Raw genomic sequence first — 16636 nt, forward strand, 5'->3', positions numbered from 1 at the left:
GGTTCTCAGATAAGGAATCAAGTATGATAGAATGATCACTAAGAGGCCATCGCACAGGCTTTTAAAATCTATACAGTATTTATTTCTAAGTTATTCTATATATGCACCTTTTGTAGCAGAAACAGCTTTTTCTGTATAGAGTTTCAAAACTCCTCGTCTTTGTTTTTGAGGTTTTTGCCATTTAGCTCTGCGTTCTTTAAAAACCTCCTCTATCACCTCGCTTGGGCATTCTTTACCCTTAATACCGATAACATTCAATTTTCTTTTTTCTATATCAAGCTCAACAAGATCACCATCCTCTACAAGAGCAATTGGGCCACCAACAGCTGCTTCAGGGGATACATGCCCAATACATGGCCCTCTTGTCCCTCCAGAAAAGCGCCCGTCAGTAATCAAAACCACAGAAGCATTTAATTTAGGATCTACAGCAATAGCCTCTGTTGTCATAAGCATTTCTGGCATTCCTGAACCGCGTGGACCTTCATATCTAATAAAAAGCACCATTCCAGGCTCTATATTTCCTTCTACAACTGCTTTATAAGCCTCTTCCTCAGAATTAAATACCCTCGCTGGTCCTATATGATGCCACATATTTTGAGGAACAGCAGAATATTTAATTACTGCACCCTCCGGAGCAATATTTCCTCTTAACACTGCCACAGAACCAATAAGTTTAGTTTCGCGAACAGGTTTGATAACATCTTCTCTTTCTAATCCATAATTATGTAGATAACCTATTACACGTTCAAAGAATCCTTCTTTTTCTAAGTCCTCAAGGTTTTCTCTTAACGTCTTCCCTGTAACTGTCATGACATCTAAATCTAAATAATCTTTCAAAGCAAGCTGAACCATTGGAATACCACCAGCAAACCAAAGCAATTCTGTAGTATATTCTCCACTAGGCGTAATATTGCAAATATGAGGAATTTTATGATTTAATTCGTCAAACAGTTCTATATCTAAATCATACCCCACTTCATGAGCAATCGCAGGAAGATGAATCATTGCGTTTGTAGATCCCCCAATAGCTGCATGTACTATAATGGCATTTCTAAAAGCTGCTGAAGTTAAAATATCTCTTGGTGTAATATTTTTTTAACAAGTTCCATTATTTTACGTCCTGCTTTTCTTGACCAATCTAGTATATCTCTAAGTGTTGCTGGAATTAAAGCACTACCTGGTAATGCCATTCCTAATGCTTCTGCCATGCATTGCATTGTACTTGCAGTCCCCATAAATTGGCATGCACCACAAGAAGGACAACCAGTCAATCGATAATTATTAATCTCTTTTTCGGAAGTTATGTCTCCCCTTCCTATTTCACTCACTTTTGTTAATGATGTAGCCATATTAGGACCAGGTCTCATGCTGCCTCCAGGCACAAAAATAGTAGGAATATTTATTCGTCCCGCAGCCATCAAGTGTGCGGGAATAGCCTTGTCACAAGACGAAATGAGTACCATTCCATCCCATGGAATAACTGAAGCATGTAATTCTACCATATTGCATAGTATTTCTCTCTGAGCTAAAATATAATTCATACCATCATGGCCTTGAGCCCATCCATCGCATATATCTGTTGTAGTAAATCTAGCAGGTCGCCCTCCCTTTTCATAAATGCCTATTCTTACCTGTTCAGATAACGCCGACAAATGATAGCTACCAGGATGGCTTTCGCCATAAGCATCTTCAACAAGTATTTGCGGTTTCTCCAAATCTTCCAAATTCCAACCTATCCCTGTATGCAATGCATCACTTTGTATCCATAATTTTCGCACATCTTTGCTTCTTTGAATATAAGACTTCATCCTCCTTCACCTTCCTATCTCAATACTTTGTGATTAATTCAATTAAGCCTTTAAAATCTCTTTTTCGCTAAATTAAACTGCTTTAATATTATTTCTAACGAAGATGTTGTGAAGCAAGACAAACTTATGCGATATTCCCTCCCAAAATTTTTTTGAGAATCGTGCTTTTTTCTTCTTAGCAACTGTAAACATGATTCTTATGAATTTTGCTAAAATCGCACTTTGTTATTATTCAACTTTTGAATATTGCCTCTAATTATTTGCACTTAACTTTTTAAAACTTTACTTGCAATTTTAACGTTTCCAATTAAAGAACAATCCTTTCTCACCTTGAAGTCAAATTCCCTTAAAATATTCCTTTTAAACTTAAGATAAGAATCGCTTACCATCCCACCAGTCCAAAAAATACATGGATTAAGATTCATTTGGCTTTTGCAAACATTAATTGTGTTAAAAACAGGTTCATGAATTCCTATAAAAAGACTTAATAATAGACTCTCCCTTGTACTATCAAAAGTAAGGCCAGAAAAAGATGCTGTCTTCTTGAGAAGACTATGTCTATCACCAGCAAGGTGTGGCTCAAATTTCTCATTTATATTCAAAACATCTTCCTTTGAATATTTCTCAAAAAATTCAGGAAGGTATTTCGAGTAAAATTCCTCTTCACTCATCTCCCTATAAAACTCTTTCCTAAACCATTCTACTGCAGTACCACCCACTGTAATAGCAAGATAAAGCCATTTCCCAGGCTCAACCGAACACCTAAGGTAATATTTCTCATTAGGAACAGGTCTGTCTGTAGTAACATGAATAATCTCATTGCTCCCAGAAACATTTAAAATATCTCCTCTCTCAACAGCACCTGCACCATAAGACGCACTTGAGGTATCATTAGCTCCTACAATAACAGGGATACCTTCTCTTAATCCAGTTAGCCTAGCCGCTTCCTCCGTTAAATAACCAGCTATACTCATGGATGGCATGATATCAGGTAGCTTCCCCAAATCAATGCCTAAACCTTCGCAAATCTCCTTAGACCATTCTCCCGCTTTTACTGTTTCATATAACCCAGTAAGAGATGCATTCGAGGGATCTATAAGAAATTTTCCAACCATTCTCTTTAAAAAAAATGTATTGAAATGCCCAAATTTATAGGTCTTGTTGTAAATTTCTGGTAGATTATCTTTGATCCAAAGAATACTTGTGCAGGTAATACCACCAGGAAATGGCAAATTACCATTGATCTCCATTAATTTTTCCTTCCCTACAGTCTTTAGAACGAATTCTGACTGCGCATAACTCCTCCTGTCCAGATGTAATATAACGGGATAGACAGGATTACCCTCTTTATCCATCGCTATTAATGACAACGCAACATCGGGCACTACTACGTCTATTTTCTTACTATATTCCTCTAATCGCTTCATCCCCTCAAGAAAAGCTTTAAACATTATTTCTGCATCAATTTGTATCTTCAATTTATCTATAACCTCAAAGTCATATTCAACTTTCGTATCTGCTAAAACCTCACCTTCTTCATTAAATACACCCATCTTAACTGAAGATGTTCCAAAATCTATAGAGAGTACATACACCTCAACAACTCTCCTTTCTAAATTCTTTGATTTATTCCAACATTAAATTTATAAAAAACTTTGCTACTACACTATGGTTAATTGCAAATTACATGCCAAATGTAAATATTCTCAAACATCGATAAAATAAATACTTTAAAATAAGAGCAAACATATAATTCGATGCATTTTTGCTAATTAACTTTTACTCTACAATGCATATTTGCAATCTTACACACACGTTGTAATCTAAATGTTGATCTCTATCCATTAAACCAATTACTAAAATTTTTTACGAGAAAATTGCAGAAGTCACCTTATAAATATGCTGTTTTTTAACACAGCTATTAAATTAGATAATCCTGATAAGACAAGATTTGATATATTTTAAAAATTTTCTGCCTCATACAACTATTAATTTTCATGATTCGTTTGCCAACTTAAGTTTAAACTTTTTTGGTACATATTACGTTCTCAATGCAAAATAAGAAAATTACAGCAATAACTAAATTTTTCTTATTGATTTTAACCTCTCACAATCTTCAAATAGCATTTTACAAGACACCATATAAGTTGATGAACATAATACATTAAAACCTCGTCCATAAAAGTTATTCAATTAATTAAACCTACCTCTTTTAAAAGAGCCTTAAGACTTTCAACTGCAAATTTCTCTGCACAACTTACAGGTTGGCGAACATAAGTACTAATTGGCACTCCGCAAAGTTTACAAGCTTCTTTGAGTATCCCAATAAAAGGTTTATCTAAATCGTATACACGCAGTAGTTTCAAAAGTTTTCGGTGCCAATTTATACTCTCTTCAACGTTACCAGATATAAAAGTTTTATAAATATTCACATGAATATGTGGTGCAAAATTTGCAATACCTGGTATAGCTCCATCGCCACCCATAGCTAAAGTTGGGAAGAGATGATCATCATAAGCTGCTAATACACAAAAATCAGGTCTCACAGCTTTAACTTCTAAAATTATATCTCTTATATGTGCAATGCTAGCAATAGTTTCTTTTATTCCTACAATATTAGGAAAATCAATTGCTAGTCGTGCAACAACCGAAGGAGAAAGATTTTGACCTGTTACATCCGGAAAATTGTAGAGAATTATAGGGATATCTACTGATTTGGCTACTGTAGCAAAATGTTGATATAATTCTTCATCTGAAAGTTTTACATAGTAAGGACATACCACTACTACCCCATCTGCACCAATTTCTTTCGCATGCTTTGTCAGCTCTATAACTTCCTCGGTATTAGTACTTCCAGTACCTATAAGAATAGGTACTCGCTTATTAACATATTCTACTGCGAATTTCGCAAATTCTTTTCTTTCAGTAAAAGATAAATGAACAAATTCGCCTAAACTCCCTAATACAAATATTCCATGTACCCCTTTTTTTATAAAAAAAATCTATAAGTGCTTTGTTACCTTCCCAGTCAAATGATCCATCTTCCTTAAATATGGTTAGCATTGGTGGAATAATTCCATGAAATTTCGTCTTGTTCATTGTAAATTCACTCCTTATTACATTTAACAATAGACTTGTGCAAAATTCAAAAGCCTTCATTTAAGCCATTTCATAGACATGCTTTTTTTCTATCACTCTTGAATTTTTTATCTTTTATGTAGGATTTCCCCTCCCATTTGTCGAATTATTATATATACACTATAAAAATTTTTTTAAGGAGGAGGAATTCCTACATGTACCAGCTTCAATTACTTTTAAATATACCTGAACTCTTTACCTCTCAGTCTAAAATTGATTTCTATTCTTCTATGTTTGAAAATCTTGACCTGTCTTCAATACCTGAATTCCCTTCCTCTAATCATGGACGTAAGGGTTATTCTCATCATGCACTTTTTAGAGCTTTTATTGTTATGAAAGCTGAAAGATTCGGTACAATTTCTGACCTTTTAGATTATCTCCGCAATAATCTTATCATTGCTCATCTTTGTGGCTTCGATATTTCTAAACCTCTTCCTTCTTATTGGACTTTTCGCCGTTTTATTAATGACTTCTCTCATGATTATTTAACCACTATCTTTCAAAATCAAGTCAATATCCTCAAAAATATGGGTATTATCTCTGGTGAGTTTATTTCCATGGATTCTACTCCTATTAAAGCTAACACTAAGTTAAATAACCCTAAGTCTTTTTCTAAAAATAAATTCTCTAAAGATAATCAGCCTAAGTCTGATAAGGATTGTAAATTAGGCGTTTATTCTGCTTCTAATGATTCTTCTAATAAACGTTATAAGTTTTATTGGGGATATAAAAATCATATTATTGTTGATGCTATCTCTGGTTTACCTATCGCTGAAACTACTACTCCCGCTGATGTCCCTGATTTTGAAGTTGCTTTGTCTTTACTTGAAAAGACTAATAATTGGTTTAAACTGACTGGTACTAATTTTATCGCTGATAAAGGTTATGACGTTAAGAAACTCTATAATTATGTTAGAGATACTCTCCACGGTCATTGCTTTATCCCTCTTAACAAGCGTAATTCTAAAAATCCCCCTCTGACTGATGATGGTTATATGGTTTGTGAAGCGGGTATTAAAATGCTTAAAGATGGCAAACAGTATTTTAATGGTTTTATTAAGCAAAAATTTGTTTGCAAGTTCTGTAATTCTAAAGATGATTCTGCCTGCCCTATAAAGCATCCTAAATATTTTAATGGCAAAAAGCATAGAGGCTGTACTAAGTATGCTATTATATCTTCTGATTATAGGTCCTCTATTAATAGAGACTCCCTATATTTTAAGGCTGTCTATAGATTGAGAATTGAATCAGAAAGATATAATTCCCGCTTTAAAGCTCTGGATTTTGAAAAGGCTTATGTTAGAAATATTAATTCTGTGAGCAACCTTAATACTTTTGGCCATATTACTTTGCTTACTGTCGCTATTGTAGCTATTAAGTTGGGCAAATATGATGAGTTTAGATCTCTTGTTGCTTTGATGCAATCGGCCTAATTTTTACTGAATCTATTTCATGCCATTTTTTAACATTTGACTCCTACAGGATATTTATGCCCTTTTTTAGCCCTCTTTTTATCTTTTCTTTTCCCTTACCACTTCCTTTATGTTTGATTGTCAGTCTTGATTACTATATATTGTATGTCATACATATTTTGGCTTTTGATTATGATTATTTTATTTAATTTTGCACATCCCTACATTTAACAATTTTAATTGCTAGTTTTTTATTCTGAATTTGTGCTTTTTGAAATAGATGATAATCCTCCTCACAAGCAATTGTCTTTTAGTAATGTTCTTTTAGCATGATTTTATCCTTCACCTCTTTGTTTACTAAATACTTCGGCCAATAACCAAGTAAAACGTCAGCAACTCCTTGTGCTGCCTTTGTTCTCAACTCCGCTTCGGCTTCCTCAGAATACCAAGCAACGTGGGGAGTAATAATCACATTATCCATTTTTAAAAGAGGATTATCACTCGGGGTCGGTTCTTGTTCAAGCACATCCAAACCTGCTCCGGCAATGCGTTTTTCTTGTAACGCCTTTATTAATGCTTTCTCATCAATCACTGGTCCTCTTGCTGTGTTGATTATAAAAGCACTCGGCTTCATCAAACCAATTTCCGTTTCTCCAATCAAATGATACGTCTTCTCGGTTAAAGGTGCATGCACAGAAACAAAATCGGACTTAGCCATTAATTCCTCTAAACCCACTAAAGTTGCACCATATGGTTCTACATCTGCTTGGGTAATGTAAGGATCATACACCAAAATATCAAAACCAAATGGTCTTGCTTTTTCAGCTAAGGTTCTGGGAATACGTCCAAAACCTACTAGTCCTAAAACTTTGCCCCTCAGACGGTAAATAGGTTTGCTTATCTTAAAATCCCATGTACCCGCTTTCACTGCATTATTCATTAAAACTACTTTACGCGCACAGCCCAACAATAAGGCCAAGGCATGGTCAGAAACTTCATCCATACAATAATCCGGAACATTAACAACACAAATACCTCTCGCCGTAGCCGCTTTTATATCAATGGTATCAACTCCAACACCATAACGCGCAATTACTTTGCAATTATCTAAAGCCTCAATAACACGTCGGGTAATTTTCGCATACTGATTAATTAATCCATCAGCATCTTTACAAACTGAAATTAATTCTTCTTCACTCTTGCACTGAGCTGGTATTAGAGTAATACCGGCTTCTTTTAATACCCTTTCTTCATATCTCAAATCTCCAAATTCAAAATCAGTAACTACAACTTTTAATTCTCTCATATAAACCACCTTTTACCAATATTTTTTATTTTAGTCTTTGTTTGATATTTTATTACCACCTCTTCTTAATCTCTTTCATAACTGATTAATTGTTTGATCATTTTATTTTTTGCATGATATTTACTGTAATAAAGAGTTACATTTGTATAGAAAATTAATTACATTTCTATATAACAACCAGAAATTATTTGTGCCTTAGATTCCACCTTACGATGGACATCCTTGTCGTTAATTCTTACTGCGAAGCTCGTAGTGGATTTTCACCACCAAGCTACCGCCCATGCTAGGCGCACAACGAAATTGTAATCAAAAATTTCCACTTCCTTTAAAATAAGCTCTTAGTAATGTAGACTTCCTCACATCGACACAATTTTGTTTTCATTATTGTTATTCTAAAATAACAAAGCACCAACTTACCATCCTGTTAACAATTGACCTGCTTCGTCAAATTTGAAATCTAACGGTCCTTCGACCACTTCAAGTTGTGGATTATTTTTTACTTCTACTAAAAGAGCTTCAGAAATGTATATATTCTCCAATTTAAGTGTATTTTTTATTCTAACTATACGACAGTTTTCGCCACTATAATCTAAATTGTTTGAAGTTTTTATAGCAGCTTTTATAGCCAAATAATCATTGGGCATAACTATAGGTAAACGCACAGTATTTGTTATTGCAGCTGTAATAGAGTTAATATAACCTTTTGTAAAATCAGTTTGGTTTAATACCCTTAGCGTTGTCACATCAGCCATACCAATGCCATTAGCATTGCCCTCAGTCTTATCTGTAAGGCGTAAAACAACTATACGATTAACCTTAAGTTCTCCTTTTACATATTCTGACGCAAATCTTCCAGTTATGTTTGGATCCATTCCATCTCCACTTATATCCTTCCCTAGTTCATCTACAATAAGAACATCAAGATTATCTATTAAAATTTTAGGCATTAAACTTCTTGCTTTATTAAGAAGTTCTGGTTCAACAGTAAAAAATTCTTCTGATTTTAACACTCTAACATCAACTGTTTCATCACACGAATCTTCTATAAGAGCCACTCCCAACAATATTGGAACCTTTAACATTATAATTCTTGCCATTTCCTTTAGTCTGTCAGCAAAATTATAAAATCCCATTTTATGACACAATTCGGCACCTTTTTGTTTACCTAAACCTATAACACACATCTTTACAAGACCGCTTTCAATATCTCCGCGAAAAGATGTATGAGGTTTAACACGATTAACAAGAATCACTGCATCCGCATTTAAAGCATCTTTGCTTGTATAAACTGGAATGCCTTCATCAGTACTACCGATATATTCAACATCCATGCTTGAAATTATTGGTGCACCAACATTCTCTTCATATATTCCTAACTCCTTAAGCACATTTTTTTGTCCTTCTGCAGTTGCACCACCATGACTTCCCATTGCAGGTATTATAAATGGTTGCCCTCCATATTTCTTAACAGTATCTACTACCTGGCGTACAACATCAGCAATATTATTTATACCGCGACTCCCAGCAGCTATGCATACTTTTTTCCCTTTAAGAGTTTTTAACAATTCTTGTTTGTTATTTAATTCCTCTCTAAGCTTTCTGTTAAAATTAAAGCCTGTATGTTTTTTAAACTTCTGCCTTACTTTATACATTTTAGGAATAGATACAGTATCAACTACTTCTACTATTGGTTGAAAATCAATTTTAAAACCATAGGTTTGCATGTACTATGCTCCTCCTAACCTATTTTGTTGTTAATAAGATTAAGTATGCATATATGCAAAAGTTGATTCATAATTCACAAAATTAAATGATTTTTATTATTTGGTCTCTATTTTTTTATCATTTTTAGCTTTTGCACTTAATTTTACATCAAACCTCTATTTTTCAATTCATTAATATTGAAAATATATTTTGGCTGACGTCCTTCAAAATAGTCAACAACAGCCTTAGCAGCTTCTACTGCCATGCGGATTGTTGCTTCTTTCGTAAGAGCTGCTGAATGAGGAGTAAGTATTACATTATCTAATCTAAGCAATTCATTATCACATGATGGTGGTTCTTGTTGGAACACATCAAGGCCTGCACCAGCAATCCTATTTTCTTTCAAAGCATCAATCAAAGCTTGTTCGTCTACTATACCTCCCCTTGCTGCATTTATTAAATAGGCTGTAGGCCTCATCGAATATATAAGCTCTCTTGTTATCATCCCTTTCGTTTCAGGCGTCTCTGGAGAATGTAGTGTTATAAAATCTGCTTCCTTAAATAACCTTTCAAGTGAGTCAGTAAATTCATAGTCGTAATCTTTAAATTTTTCCTTTACGTAAGGATCATAAGCAAGAATCTTCATTCCAAGCCCATCATGACATTTCTTGGCCACTAAAGCACCAATGTTACCCATCCCCACAATGCCAAGTACTTTTCCTTCTAACTCTACAGATACATTAGAGTTTCGAGCTTTCCAATTACCAGTGCGTACTGCTTTATCCATGAAACTCAATTGTTTTGCTAAGTGCATTATCAGCGCTATCGTATGTTCACATACTGAAATATTGTTCACCGCGGGTAAGTTACAAACAAGAATACCTCTTTCCGTTGCTGCCTCTACATCCACATTATCAACACCCGCACCTGTTCTGGATATTATCTTTAATTTTGGAGCATTCTCTATCACTTTTCTTGTAATTTTTGATGTTGTTCTTAAAATAATTGCATCTACGTCTTTTACCATAGATATTAGCGTTTGCTCACTTCTATCTGGTGCCACAAGAACTTCAAATCTTCCCTCTAATATTTTTTTGCCTTCCGGATGTATTTCTTCTGAAAGCAGTACTTTTATCATGATAACAACCCTTCCCCTTTTAAAACTTTTTTAATTTCCTCAATTTCGTCCTCTTTCAGCGGTAACAAAGGAAGTCTCGGTTCCATACCGTAATAACCTAGGAAATTCATTGCCACTTTAACAGCTGCAACACCGCCATTGCCTGATACTTTTTCATTTATTTTACAAAGTCTATTGCTCAATTTTTCTGCTTCCTCATACTTGCCATCATTAAATAATTCTTGAATTTCACAGCAAAGGTCAGGCAGGTAATTTGCCATTGAAAGAACACCGCCTATAGCTCCTTTTTTTAGTCCGTCCAAAAATTTATTTATAGAGCCGGAAAGTACATAGAACTCTGCTCCCTTAGGTACAGCATTTACATAATTTCCTATATCTTCTTTTGAAGAATCTTTTATGCCAACTATATTAGGATGTTGTGCAAGTATAGAAATTGCACGCGGGGATATTAATACTCCATTTGCAGATCTTGGAATGCAATAAATTGTTATCGGAATAGGAGATTTATCAGCGACTTCAGTATAAAATTTGATTAATGCTTCATCAGTCATTTTACTAGCAAAATAATGAGGTGTAAGAACACTGGCAAAATCAACTCCAAAATCTGCCACTTTTTTAGTAAATTCTATTGTAGCCCATGCTGATTCTCTTCCTGTACCAGCAAGTAAAGTTTTATCTTTCGATTTACTCTTTGCAACTGTTTTTATAACTTTAATTGCCTCTTCATCTGTTAAACTTCTAAATTCGCCATTGCTTCCTAAGCATAAATAACCTTTTAATTTAGAACTATTTAATTTCTGAATATTCTCTTTCAACTTTCCATAATCAATTTCTTGATTAACAAAAGGAGTTACAAGTGGTGCAAATACTCCTGTAAGTTTTTCTCTTATACTCATTACAGTAATATCCTCCTTTTTTAATTTACAGTCATTATTTTCGTTTTGTTTTCTATTATATTCAACCTCTACTTTAAGCAGTAAAGCAAAAATTGTGCCAAAGCACGCAAAACGTTTGATAGTGAAGTTTCCTATCGTTTCACAGTCTACATTAAAAATCAATAATGCAAATTTGCCATTTATTTTTTATTTCAATGCATAAATGCAATGCTGACAAACAGTCCATCATTACCTCATTTGCAAACTAAAGCTATCGTTATTCTATAGCTTCCACATCTTTATTCCCCATTGCAAAACTTCTTTTATTGATAAGTTTTAAAACCTCTGGTGCTTTATTAGTAGCATTCAATAGTTGTATTTTTTCTTTTACAGTCTTTTTTACATTTTCTCTTGCTATGGCACCATATTTTCTAACATCAACTAAATCCGGGTTATTTGATAATTCTTCCCTTAAAGCATGGGTAAAAGCCTTATTTAATTCTGTAGCAAAATTAACTTTTGAAATCCCAGCTTTTACTGCTTGAATAACAGAGTCATCCATTACTCCAGAAGCACCATGAAGTACTAATGGTATTTTTACTTTGTCTTTTATTCGTACTATTCCTTCAATATCTAATTGCGCAGACTGAACTTTCATTCTGTGAGCGCTTCCCACTGAAATCGCTAGTGAATCTACTCCCGTCTTTTCATAAAATTCTAGAGCTTCTTCTGGAGTCGTAAGGTATTTTTTTACTTCCTCTGGAGAAAGGGGTCCCTTAGCTGCATCAGGTATCTTCCCAATTTCCCCTTCTAAAGGAATTCCTGCTGCATGTGCTATTTCTGCTAATCTTTTTGTCATCCTTATGTTTTCTTCAAACGTAAGAGACGACCCATCAAACATAAGTGATGTAAATCCTGCTTTTAATGCTTTTATAACTGTAGAAAAGTTTACTCCATGGTCCAAATGGCATACTACAGGTACTGTAGCTTCCTCAGCTAATACCTTAATTAGAGCCGCAAATGATTTCTCACCTCCATATGCTATTGCTCCTTCACTTATCTGAATTATCACAGGAGCATTTTCCTCTTCAGCTGCCTCGATTATAGCTTGAACCATTTCCATGTTATAAGCATTAAAAGCCCCCACAGCAAATCCATTTTCCATTGCATAAATAAGCATTTCTTTACTACTTACAAGTGGCATTATATCAACCCCTTTATACAAGATATTCTTTTAGAGCATTAAATTCTTGAAAAGTTACACCTGCTTCTCCCAACTCTCTTGGATTAGCTACACCCTTTTTATGATCTGCGTGATAGTCTGAACCTCCAGTAAAAAATTTTACTTTCCCATTATACTCTGTTCTAATTAATTCTTCAATTTCAAAATCTTTTAAAGTTCCTTTATAACTTGTTTTACTGTAAACATAACGGGCTTCTATGCCATCAATTCCATGCTTTATAAGTCTTTCTATATATTCTTTTCTAGTCAAATTACTTCCATCCGGATAATGAATTACTTCATCTATTAGAAAAGGATGGGCTAATACTGCTGTTCCACCACAGGATTTAATCAGATCGATAGCATCAAATGGATTTATTTTTTCTCTTCGGATATTTAACTCTGGATCATCTCTTACCATTATCTTGGCATCTTTCCATGTCGGAGCATAGCCCTTTTTAGCCATTAATTCAAATATATGTTTTCTCTCAACCTCATCAGGATCTCTATACCTTATATTACCATTTTCATCAGTATATTTTAATATTTCATTCTCGTAATCAATTGGCATACCCTTAGATGTAAGAACTTCACACAATTTTTTATAAGCTTCTGTCTTACTTTTTCTCATCCTTTCTATTGCTTCCTCTAATAAAGGATTCTTCCAATCCATTCGGTATCCCAGAATATGAACATCATCAACATAAGTATCACAGGAAAATTCAATTCCTAATACCAATTCTATTCCTTGTTGTCTTGCAAAATCTTTTATATCTATCTTGCCATTAGTAGTATCTAAATAAAGTGGTGGTTGTACATCATGGTCTGTAATTGCTACTACTCTAAGACCATTTTTGGCAGCGTTAACGATTAGTTCCTGAGGTGTATCATTTCCATCAGAACGGGTAGTATGACAGTGCAAATCACACTCATATTTTCTTCTTGTTAAAGAAGAAGATGTTACAATACCCGGCGCTATAGAACCTTCCCCAAAAGAAGAGAAATAAGTATGCATAAAAACTCACTCCCCTCCAATTTTTATGTCTCACTTATTTTAGTTTGCAAAGTACTACTTTCTTTAAATTATGATACTAACAAAATTAGCTTCGTTAAATCAGTGATTATAAAATCAGGATTTGCAGCAATTATGGATTTTATATCTCCTATACCGTATGTTACAGCACATGTGTAAACCCCTGCACTTTTCCCACACAAAACATCTATTTCAGAATCACCTACATACAAGGCCTCTTCTCGCTTAACATTTAATTTTTGCAATATAATTTCTATTATTTCAGGATGAGGTTTTTTATTTGTTACATCTTCTGGTCCTAACATTATAGAAAAGTACTTCTCTAACCCAAAATGTTGTAATATCTTCTTGCTTAAAGACATCATTTTATTAGTTGCAAGTGCGATATTAATTTTTCTTTCTTTTAAAAATTCGAGGACCTCTCTTACCCCAGGAAATAAAGAAGTATAAACAATGCATCGTTCACTATAGTTTTCTTTAAATTTTTCAAATGCCCTTTCAAACTTATCTGCGTTTTTTTCCCCAATGCATTGTTTTATAAACACTTCGGGTCCATAACTCATAAAAGGTATTATATCATCTTCAGGTAATGTAGGAATATCTAAATCCCTTAGTGTTTTGTTAATGGCCATAACGATATCTTTTTTTGAGTCTATAAGAGTTCCATCTAAGTCAAAAATAATTGTTTTAACATTCAAAGCAAATCGCTCCTTTATTTTGTCACACTACGATATTTTTCATCTATCATGTTAATTTTTTCTACCTTTGGTAAAGAACGTCCCCCTTGAAATTCTGATTCAAGCCAAACATCTACCAGTTTTTTGGCTAACTCTGGTCCCACTATTTGGCCTCCCATTGTCATAATTTGAGCGTTGTTACTTTTACGAGCTCTCTCAGCAGAATAAACATCATGACATGTAGCAGCCCTTACCCCTGGAACTTTATTTGCTACGATAGCCATCCCAATTCCTGTACCGCATATAAGAATGCCCCTCTCAAATTCCCCTGCTGCAATTTTTTCTGCCACAGCTAAAGCAATATCCGGATAATCTACTGGAGTCTTATCATAAACCCCTATATCAACCACCTCAACTCCTTTTGATTGCAAATGTTCTTTAATAACTTCTTTCAAATCAAATCCAAAATGATCACTACCCAAAATTATTTTCATTTCTTTCTCTCCTCTCGTTTTAATTTACTGCTTTTTTAGAAAATTTTCAATAGTTTTAGCTATTGATTCACTATCTATACCAAACTCACGTTTTAGCATATCTTCTGAACCCGCGGTCCCAAATCTATTCTTTACTCCTATTCTCAAGTGTTTAACACCTGGTTTCTTTTCAGTTAAAAATTCTGCTACCGCACTTCCTAAGCCACCGATTATATTGTGATGTTCAACAGTAATGATGTTATCAATAAAACTCGTAAGGTCTCTCAGCAAGTTTTCATCTAAGGGTCTTATAGTAGCCATGTTTACTACAGTTGTATAAATGTTTTTTGATTGCAATATTTCAGCAGCTTTTAAACAATCATATACAGCACCACCACAAGCAACAATTAAAGCATCTTTCCCTTCTTTTAGGATTTGCCCCTTTCCGATTTCAAAATTTACCTCTTCATTAAAAATTAACGGTTCTTCCTTTCTTCCTCTAAGACGCATATAGACAGGTCCATTATAATCAAAGATTGCTTTTGTAGCACTATAGGTTTCTGCCGCATCAGCTGGATCTATTATAACTATTCCAGGGATTGCTCTTATCACCGCAATGTCTTCCAAAGCTAGATGTGTAAACCCTAGCCATGCTGCCGAAAATCCAGTATCGGTCCCTATCAATTTGACATTTAATTTATTACCAGCTATATCTACACGTATTTGTTCAGCAGCTCTGAATACTAGAAAGTTAGCATACGACGTAACAACTGGCACCTTACCACAAAGGGCCATTCCCGCAGCTACGCCTACCATGGTTTGTTCTGCTATACCAACATTAAAACTTCTCTCTGGAAATTTTTTTATAAAATCCCCATATCGTGAGGCTGAATCTGCTGCTATAGTAACAATATCAGGATTTTTTTCTCCTATCTCAACAAGTGCCTCAGCAAATGATGTTCTAGTTGATTTCTTTAGCTCACTCATGATAAAGCTCCTCCAATGACATTTCATTTTTTAATTCTTCATATTGTTCATATGAAAGAACCTTATAGTGCCACTCAACCTTATTTTCAGCAATTTTTAAGCCCTTTCCTTTTACAGTATTAGCAATAATAACAGAGGGCTGACCTTTAACAAACGGAATTTTATTAAAAGCTGTAAGTAACTTTTCTATATCGTGACCATCTATTATTTCTACACACCATCCAAAACTTTTCCACTTTTCAGCTAAAGGTTCCAACCGGGTTATATTTTCTGTAAAATCTCCTAATTGCAGCATATTTCTATCTACTATTACAATTAAATTATCTAGTCCATAATAAGCAGCAGTCATGGCCGCTTCCCAATTACTTCCTTCCTGTAATTCTCCATCTCCAGTTATTACAAAAACTCTGTATTCTTTTTTGTCCATTTTAGCTGCTAAAGCCATCCCTACACCAAGAGCTATTCCATGTCCCAAAGAGCCCGTATTAGATTCCACTCCTGGAAGTTTAGTTTCTGGATGGCCCGGAAGCATAGTATCATATTTAGTGCAAAAATCCCCTAATAATTTTCTTTCAAAAAATCCCATTTGTGAAAGTATAGAATAAAGTGCCAAACATCCGTGGCCTTTACTGAGTATTAACCTATCTCTATCAGGCCATTTTGGATTCTGTGGATCTACCTTTAATACACTTTTATATAAAGTAGCTAAAATTTCTGCTAATGAAAGTGCGGGCCCAAGGTGCCCCGTCCCTGCTCGTGTACTCATCCAAATGCAGTCTTTTCTTATTAAGTTAGCAGTCTGTTTTATCAAATCAATTTGTTCAAAAGAAATGTTCAAAAGAATCAACTCCTTCAATCCCTTT

15 protein-coding genes are annotated in these 16636 nt (G+C 34.4%); 1 reads left to right on the forward strand and 14 read right to left on the reverse strand.

What is annotated here, in order from left to right:
* Positions 1 to 90 precede the first annotated feature (90 nt).
* The 4 genes from THEWI_RS15820 to THEWI_RS08635 all read right to left on the reverse strand — a co-directional run bounded on the left by THEWI_RS15820 (position 91) and on the right by THEWI_RS08635 (position 4810).
* Complete coding sequence (locus THEWI_RS15820) at positions 91 to 1089, reverse strand: dihydroxy-acid dehydratase domain-containing protein (protein WP_208854415.1); 999 nt, start codon at positions 1087 to 1089, stop codon at positions 91 to 93.
* Positions 1068 to 1808 (reverse strand): dihydroxy-acid dehydratase domain-containing protein, encoded by a 741-nt coding sequence (locus THEWI_RS15825; RefSeq protein ID WP_208854391.1) that lies wholly within the window; start codon positions 1806 to 1808, stop codon positions 1068 to 1070. Before THEWI_RS15825 ends, THEWI_RS15820 begins: the two co-directional genes overlap by 22 nt.
* A 266-nt stretch (positions 1809 to 2074) precedes the next feature.
* The gene (locus THEWI_RS08630) at positions 2075 to 3403 is read right to left on the reverse strand and encodes an FGGY-family carbohydrate kinase (RefSeq protein WP_014063112.1); all 1329 of its coding nucleotides are present in this window, start codon (positions 3401 to 3403) and stop codon (positions 2075 to 2077) included.
* 594 nt (positions 3404 to 3997) lie between these two features.
* Complete coding sequence (locus THEWI_RS08635; protein ID WP_341853103.1) at positions 3998 to 4810, reverse strand: dihydrodipicolinate synthase family protein; 813 nt, start codon at positions 4808 to 4810, stop codon at positions 3998 to 4000.
* A gap of 291 nt (positions 4811 to 5101) precedes the next feature.
* Between THEWI_RS08635 and THEWI_RS08640 the strand changes: the two genes are divergently transcribed.
* Positions 5102 to 6379: a transposase gene (locus THEWI_RS08640; protein WP_014062211.1), complete on the forward strand. Its 1278-nt coding sequence runs from the start codon at positions 5102 to 5104 to the stop codon at positions 6377 to 6379.
* A gap of 289 nt (positions 6380 to 6668) precedes the next feature.
* Here THEWI_RS08640 and THEWI_RS08645 read toward each other — a convergent pair whose 3' ends face one another.
* The 10 genes from THEWI_RS08645 to THEWI_RS08690 form a co-directional block, all read right to left on the reverse strand.
* Positions 6669 to 7664 carry a C-terminal binding protein gene (locus THEWI_RS08645; RefSeq protein WP_014063114.1) on the reverse strand — a complete coding sequence of 332 codons (996 nt, stop codon included), beginning with the start codon at positions 7662 to 7664 and terminating at the stop codon, positions 6669 to 6671.
* Between the two features lie 413 nt (positions 7665 to 8077).
* Positions 8078 to 9388 carry a nickel pincer cofactor-dependent isomerase, group 22 gene (locus THEWI_RS08650; RefSeq protein WP_014063115.1) on the reverse strand — a complete coding sequence of 437 codons (1311 nt, stop codon included), beginning with the start codon at positions 9386 to 9388 and terminating at the stop codon, positions 8078 to 8080.
* Between the two features lie 143 nt (positions 9389 to 9531).
* Entirely contained in the window at positions 9532 to 10506 is a 975-nt protein-coding gene (locus tag THEWI_RS08655) for a hydroxyacid dehydrogenase (RefSeq protein ID WP_014063116.1), read from the reverse strand.
* Positions 10503 to 11402, reverse strand: a complete 900-nt coding sequence (locus tag THEWI_RS08660) for a dihydrodipicolinate synthase family protein (RefSeq protein WP_041589226.1) — start codon at positions 11400 to 11402, stop codon at positions 10503 to 10505. Before THEWI_RS08660 ends, THEWI_RS08655 begins: the two co-directional genes overlap by 4 nt.
* Positions 11403 to 11658: 256 nt before the next feature.
* Positions 11659 to 12585, reverse strand: coding sequence for a class II fructose-bisphosphate aldolase (locus THEWI_RS08665; RefSeq protein WP_014063118.1), 927 nt, complete (start codon positions 12583 to 12585; stop codon positions 11659 to 11661).
* Between the two features lie 13 nt (positions 12586 to 12598).
* Positions 12599 to 13618 (reverse strand): PHP domain-containing protein, encoded by a 1020-nt coding sequence (locus THEWI_RS08670; RefSeq protein WP_014063119.1) that lies wholly within the window; start codon positions 13616 to 13618, stop codon positions 12599 to 12601.
* A gap of 68 nt (positions 13619 to 13686) precedes the next feature.
* The gene (locus THEWI_RS08675) at positions 13687 to 14334 is read right to left on the reverse strand and encodes an HAD family hydrolase (protein WP_014063120.1); all 648 of its coding nucleotides are present in this window, start codon (positions 14332 to 14334) and stop codon (positions 13687 to 13689) included.
* 14 nt (positions 14335 to 14348) lie between these two features.
* A complete protein-coding gene (gene rpiB / locus THEWI_RS08680; RefSeq protein WP_014063121.1) occupies positions 14349 to 14807 on the reverse strand; it encodes a ribose 5-phosphate isomerase B in 459 nt (152 codons plus the stop codon).
* Between the two features lie 24 nt (positions 14808 to 14831).
* Positions 14832 to 15773, reverse strand: coding sequence for a transketolase family protein (locus THEWI_RS08685; RefSeq protein WP_014063122.1), 942 nt, complete (start codon positions 15771 to 15773; stop codon positions 14832 to 14834).
* Positions 15766 to 16611 carry a transketolase gene (locus THEWI_RS08690; RefSeq protein WP_014063123.1) on the reverse strand — a complete coding sequence of 282 codons (846 nt, stop codon included), beginning with the start codon at positions 16609 to 16611 and terminating at the stop codon, positions 15766 to 15768. The genes THEWI_RS08685 and THEWI_RS08690 overlap by 8 nt, the downstream gene beginning before the upstream one ends.
* Positions 16612 to 16636: the final 25 nt, after the last annotated feature.

Origin of the sequence: Thermoanaerobacter wiegelii Rt8.B1 (genome assembly GCF_000147695.2) — a bacterium.
Taxonomy (GTDB): Bacteria; Bacillota; Thermoanaerobacteria; order Thermoanaerobacterales; family Thermoanaerobacteraceae; genus Thermoanaerobacter; species Thermoanaerobacter ethanolicus.

Excerpts from the sequence above, each read along its gene's own strand:
- THEWI_RS15825 (WP_208854391.1), bottom strand. The coding sequence starts at position 1,808 with ATGAAGTCTTATATTCAAAGAAGCAAAGATGTGCGAAAATTATGGATA.
- THEWI_RS08640 (WP_014062211.1), top strand. The coding sequence starts at position 5,102 with ATGTACCAGCTTCAATTACTTTTAAATATACCTGAACTCTTTACCTCT.
- THEWI_RS08645 (WP_014063114.1), bottom strand. The coding sequence starts at position 7,664 with ATGAGAGAATTAAAAGTTGTAGTTACTGATTTTGAATTTGGAGATTTG.
- THEWI_RS08650 (WP_014063115.1), bottom strand. The coding sequence starts at position 9,388 with ATGCAAACCTATGGTTTTAAAATTGATTTTCAACCAATAGTAGAAGTA.
- THEWI_RS08655 (WP_014063116.1), bottom strand. The coding sequence starts at position 10,506 with ATGATAAAAGTACTGCTTTCAGAAGAAATACATCCGGAAGGCAAAAAA.
- THEWI_RS08660 (WP_041589226.1), bottom strand. The coding sequence starts at position 11,402 with ATGAGTATAAGAGAAAAACTTACAGGAGTATTTGCACCACTTGTAACT.
- THEWI_RS08665 (WP_014063118.1), bottom strand. The coding sequence starts at position 12,585 with ATGCCACTTGTAAGTAGTAAAGAAATGCTTATTTATGCAATGGAAAAT.
- THEWI_RS08670 (WP_014063119.1), bottom strand. The coding sequence starts at position 13,618 with ATGCATACTTATTTCTCTTCTTTTGGGGAAGGTTCTATAGCGCCGGGT.
- rpiB (WP_014063121.1), bottom strand. The coding sequence starts at position 14,807 with ATGAAAATAATTTTGGGTAGTGATCATTTTGGATTTGATTTGAAAGAA.
- THEWI_RS08685 (WP_014063122.1), bottom strand. The coding sequence starts at position 15,773 with ATGAGTGAGCTAAAGAAATCAACTAGAACATCATTTGCTGAGGCACTT.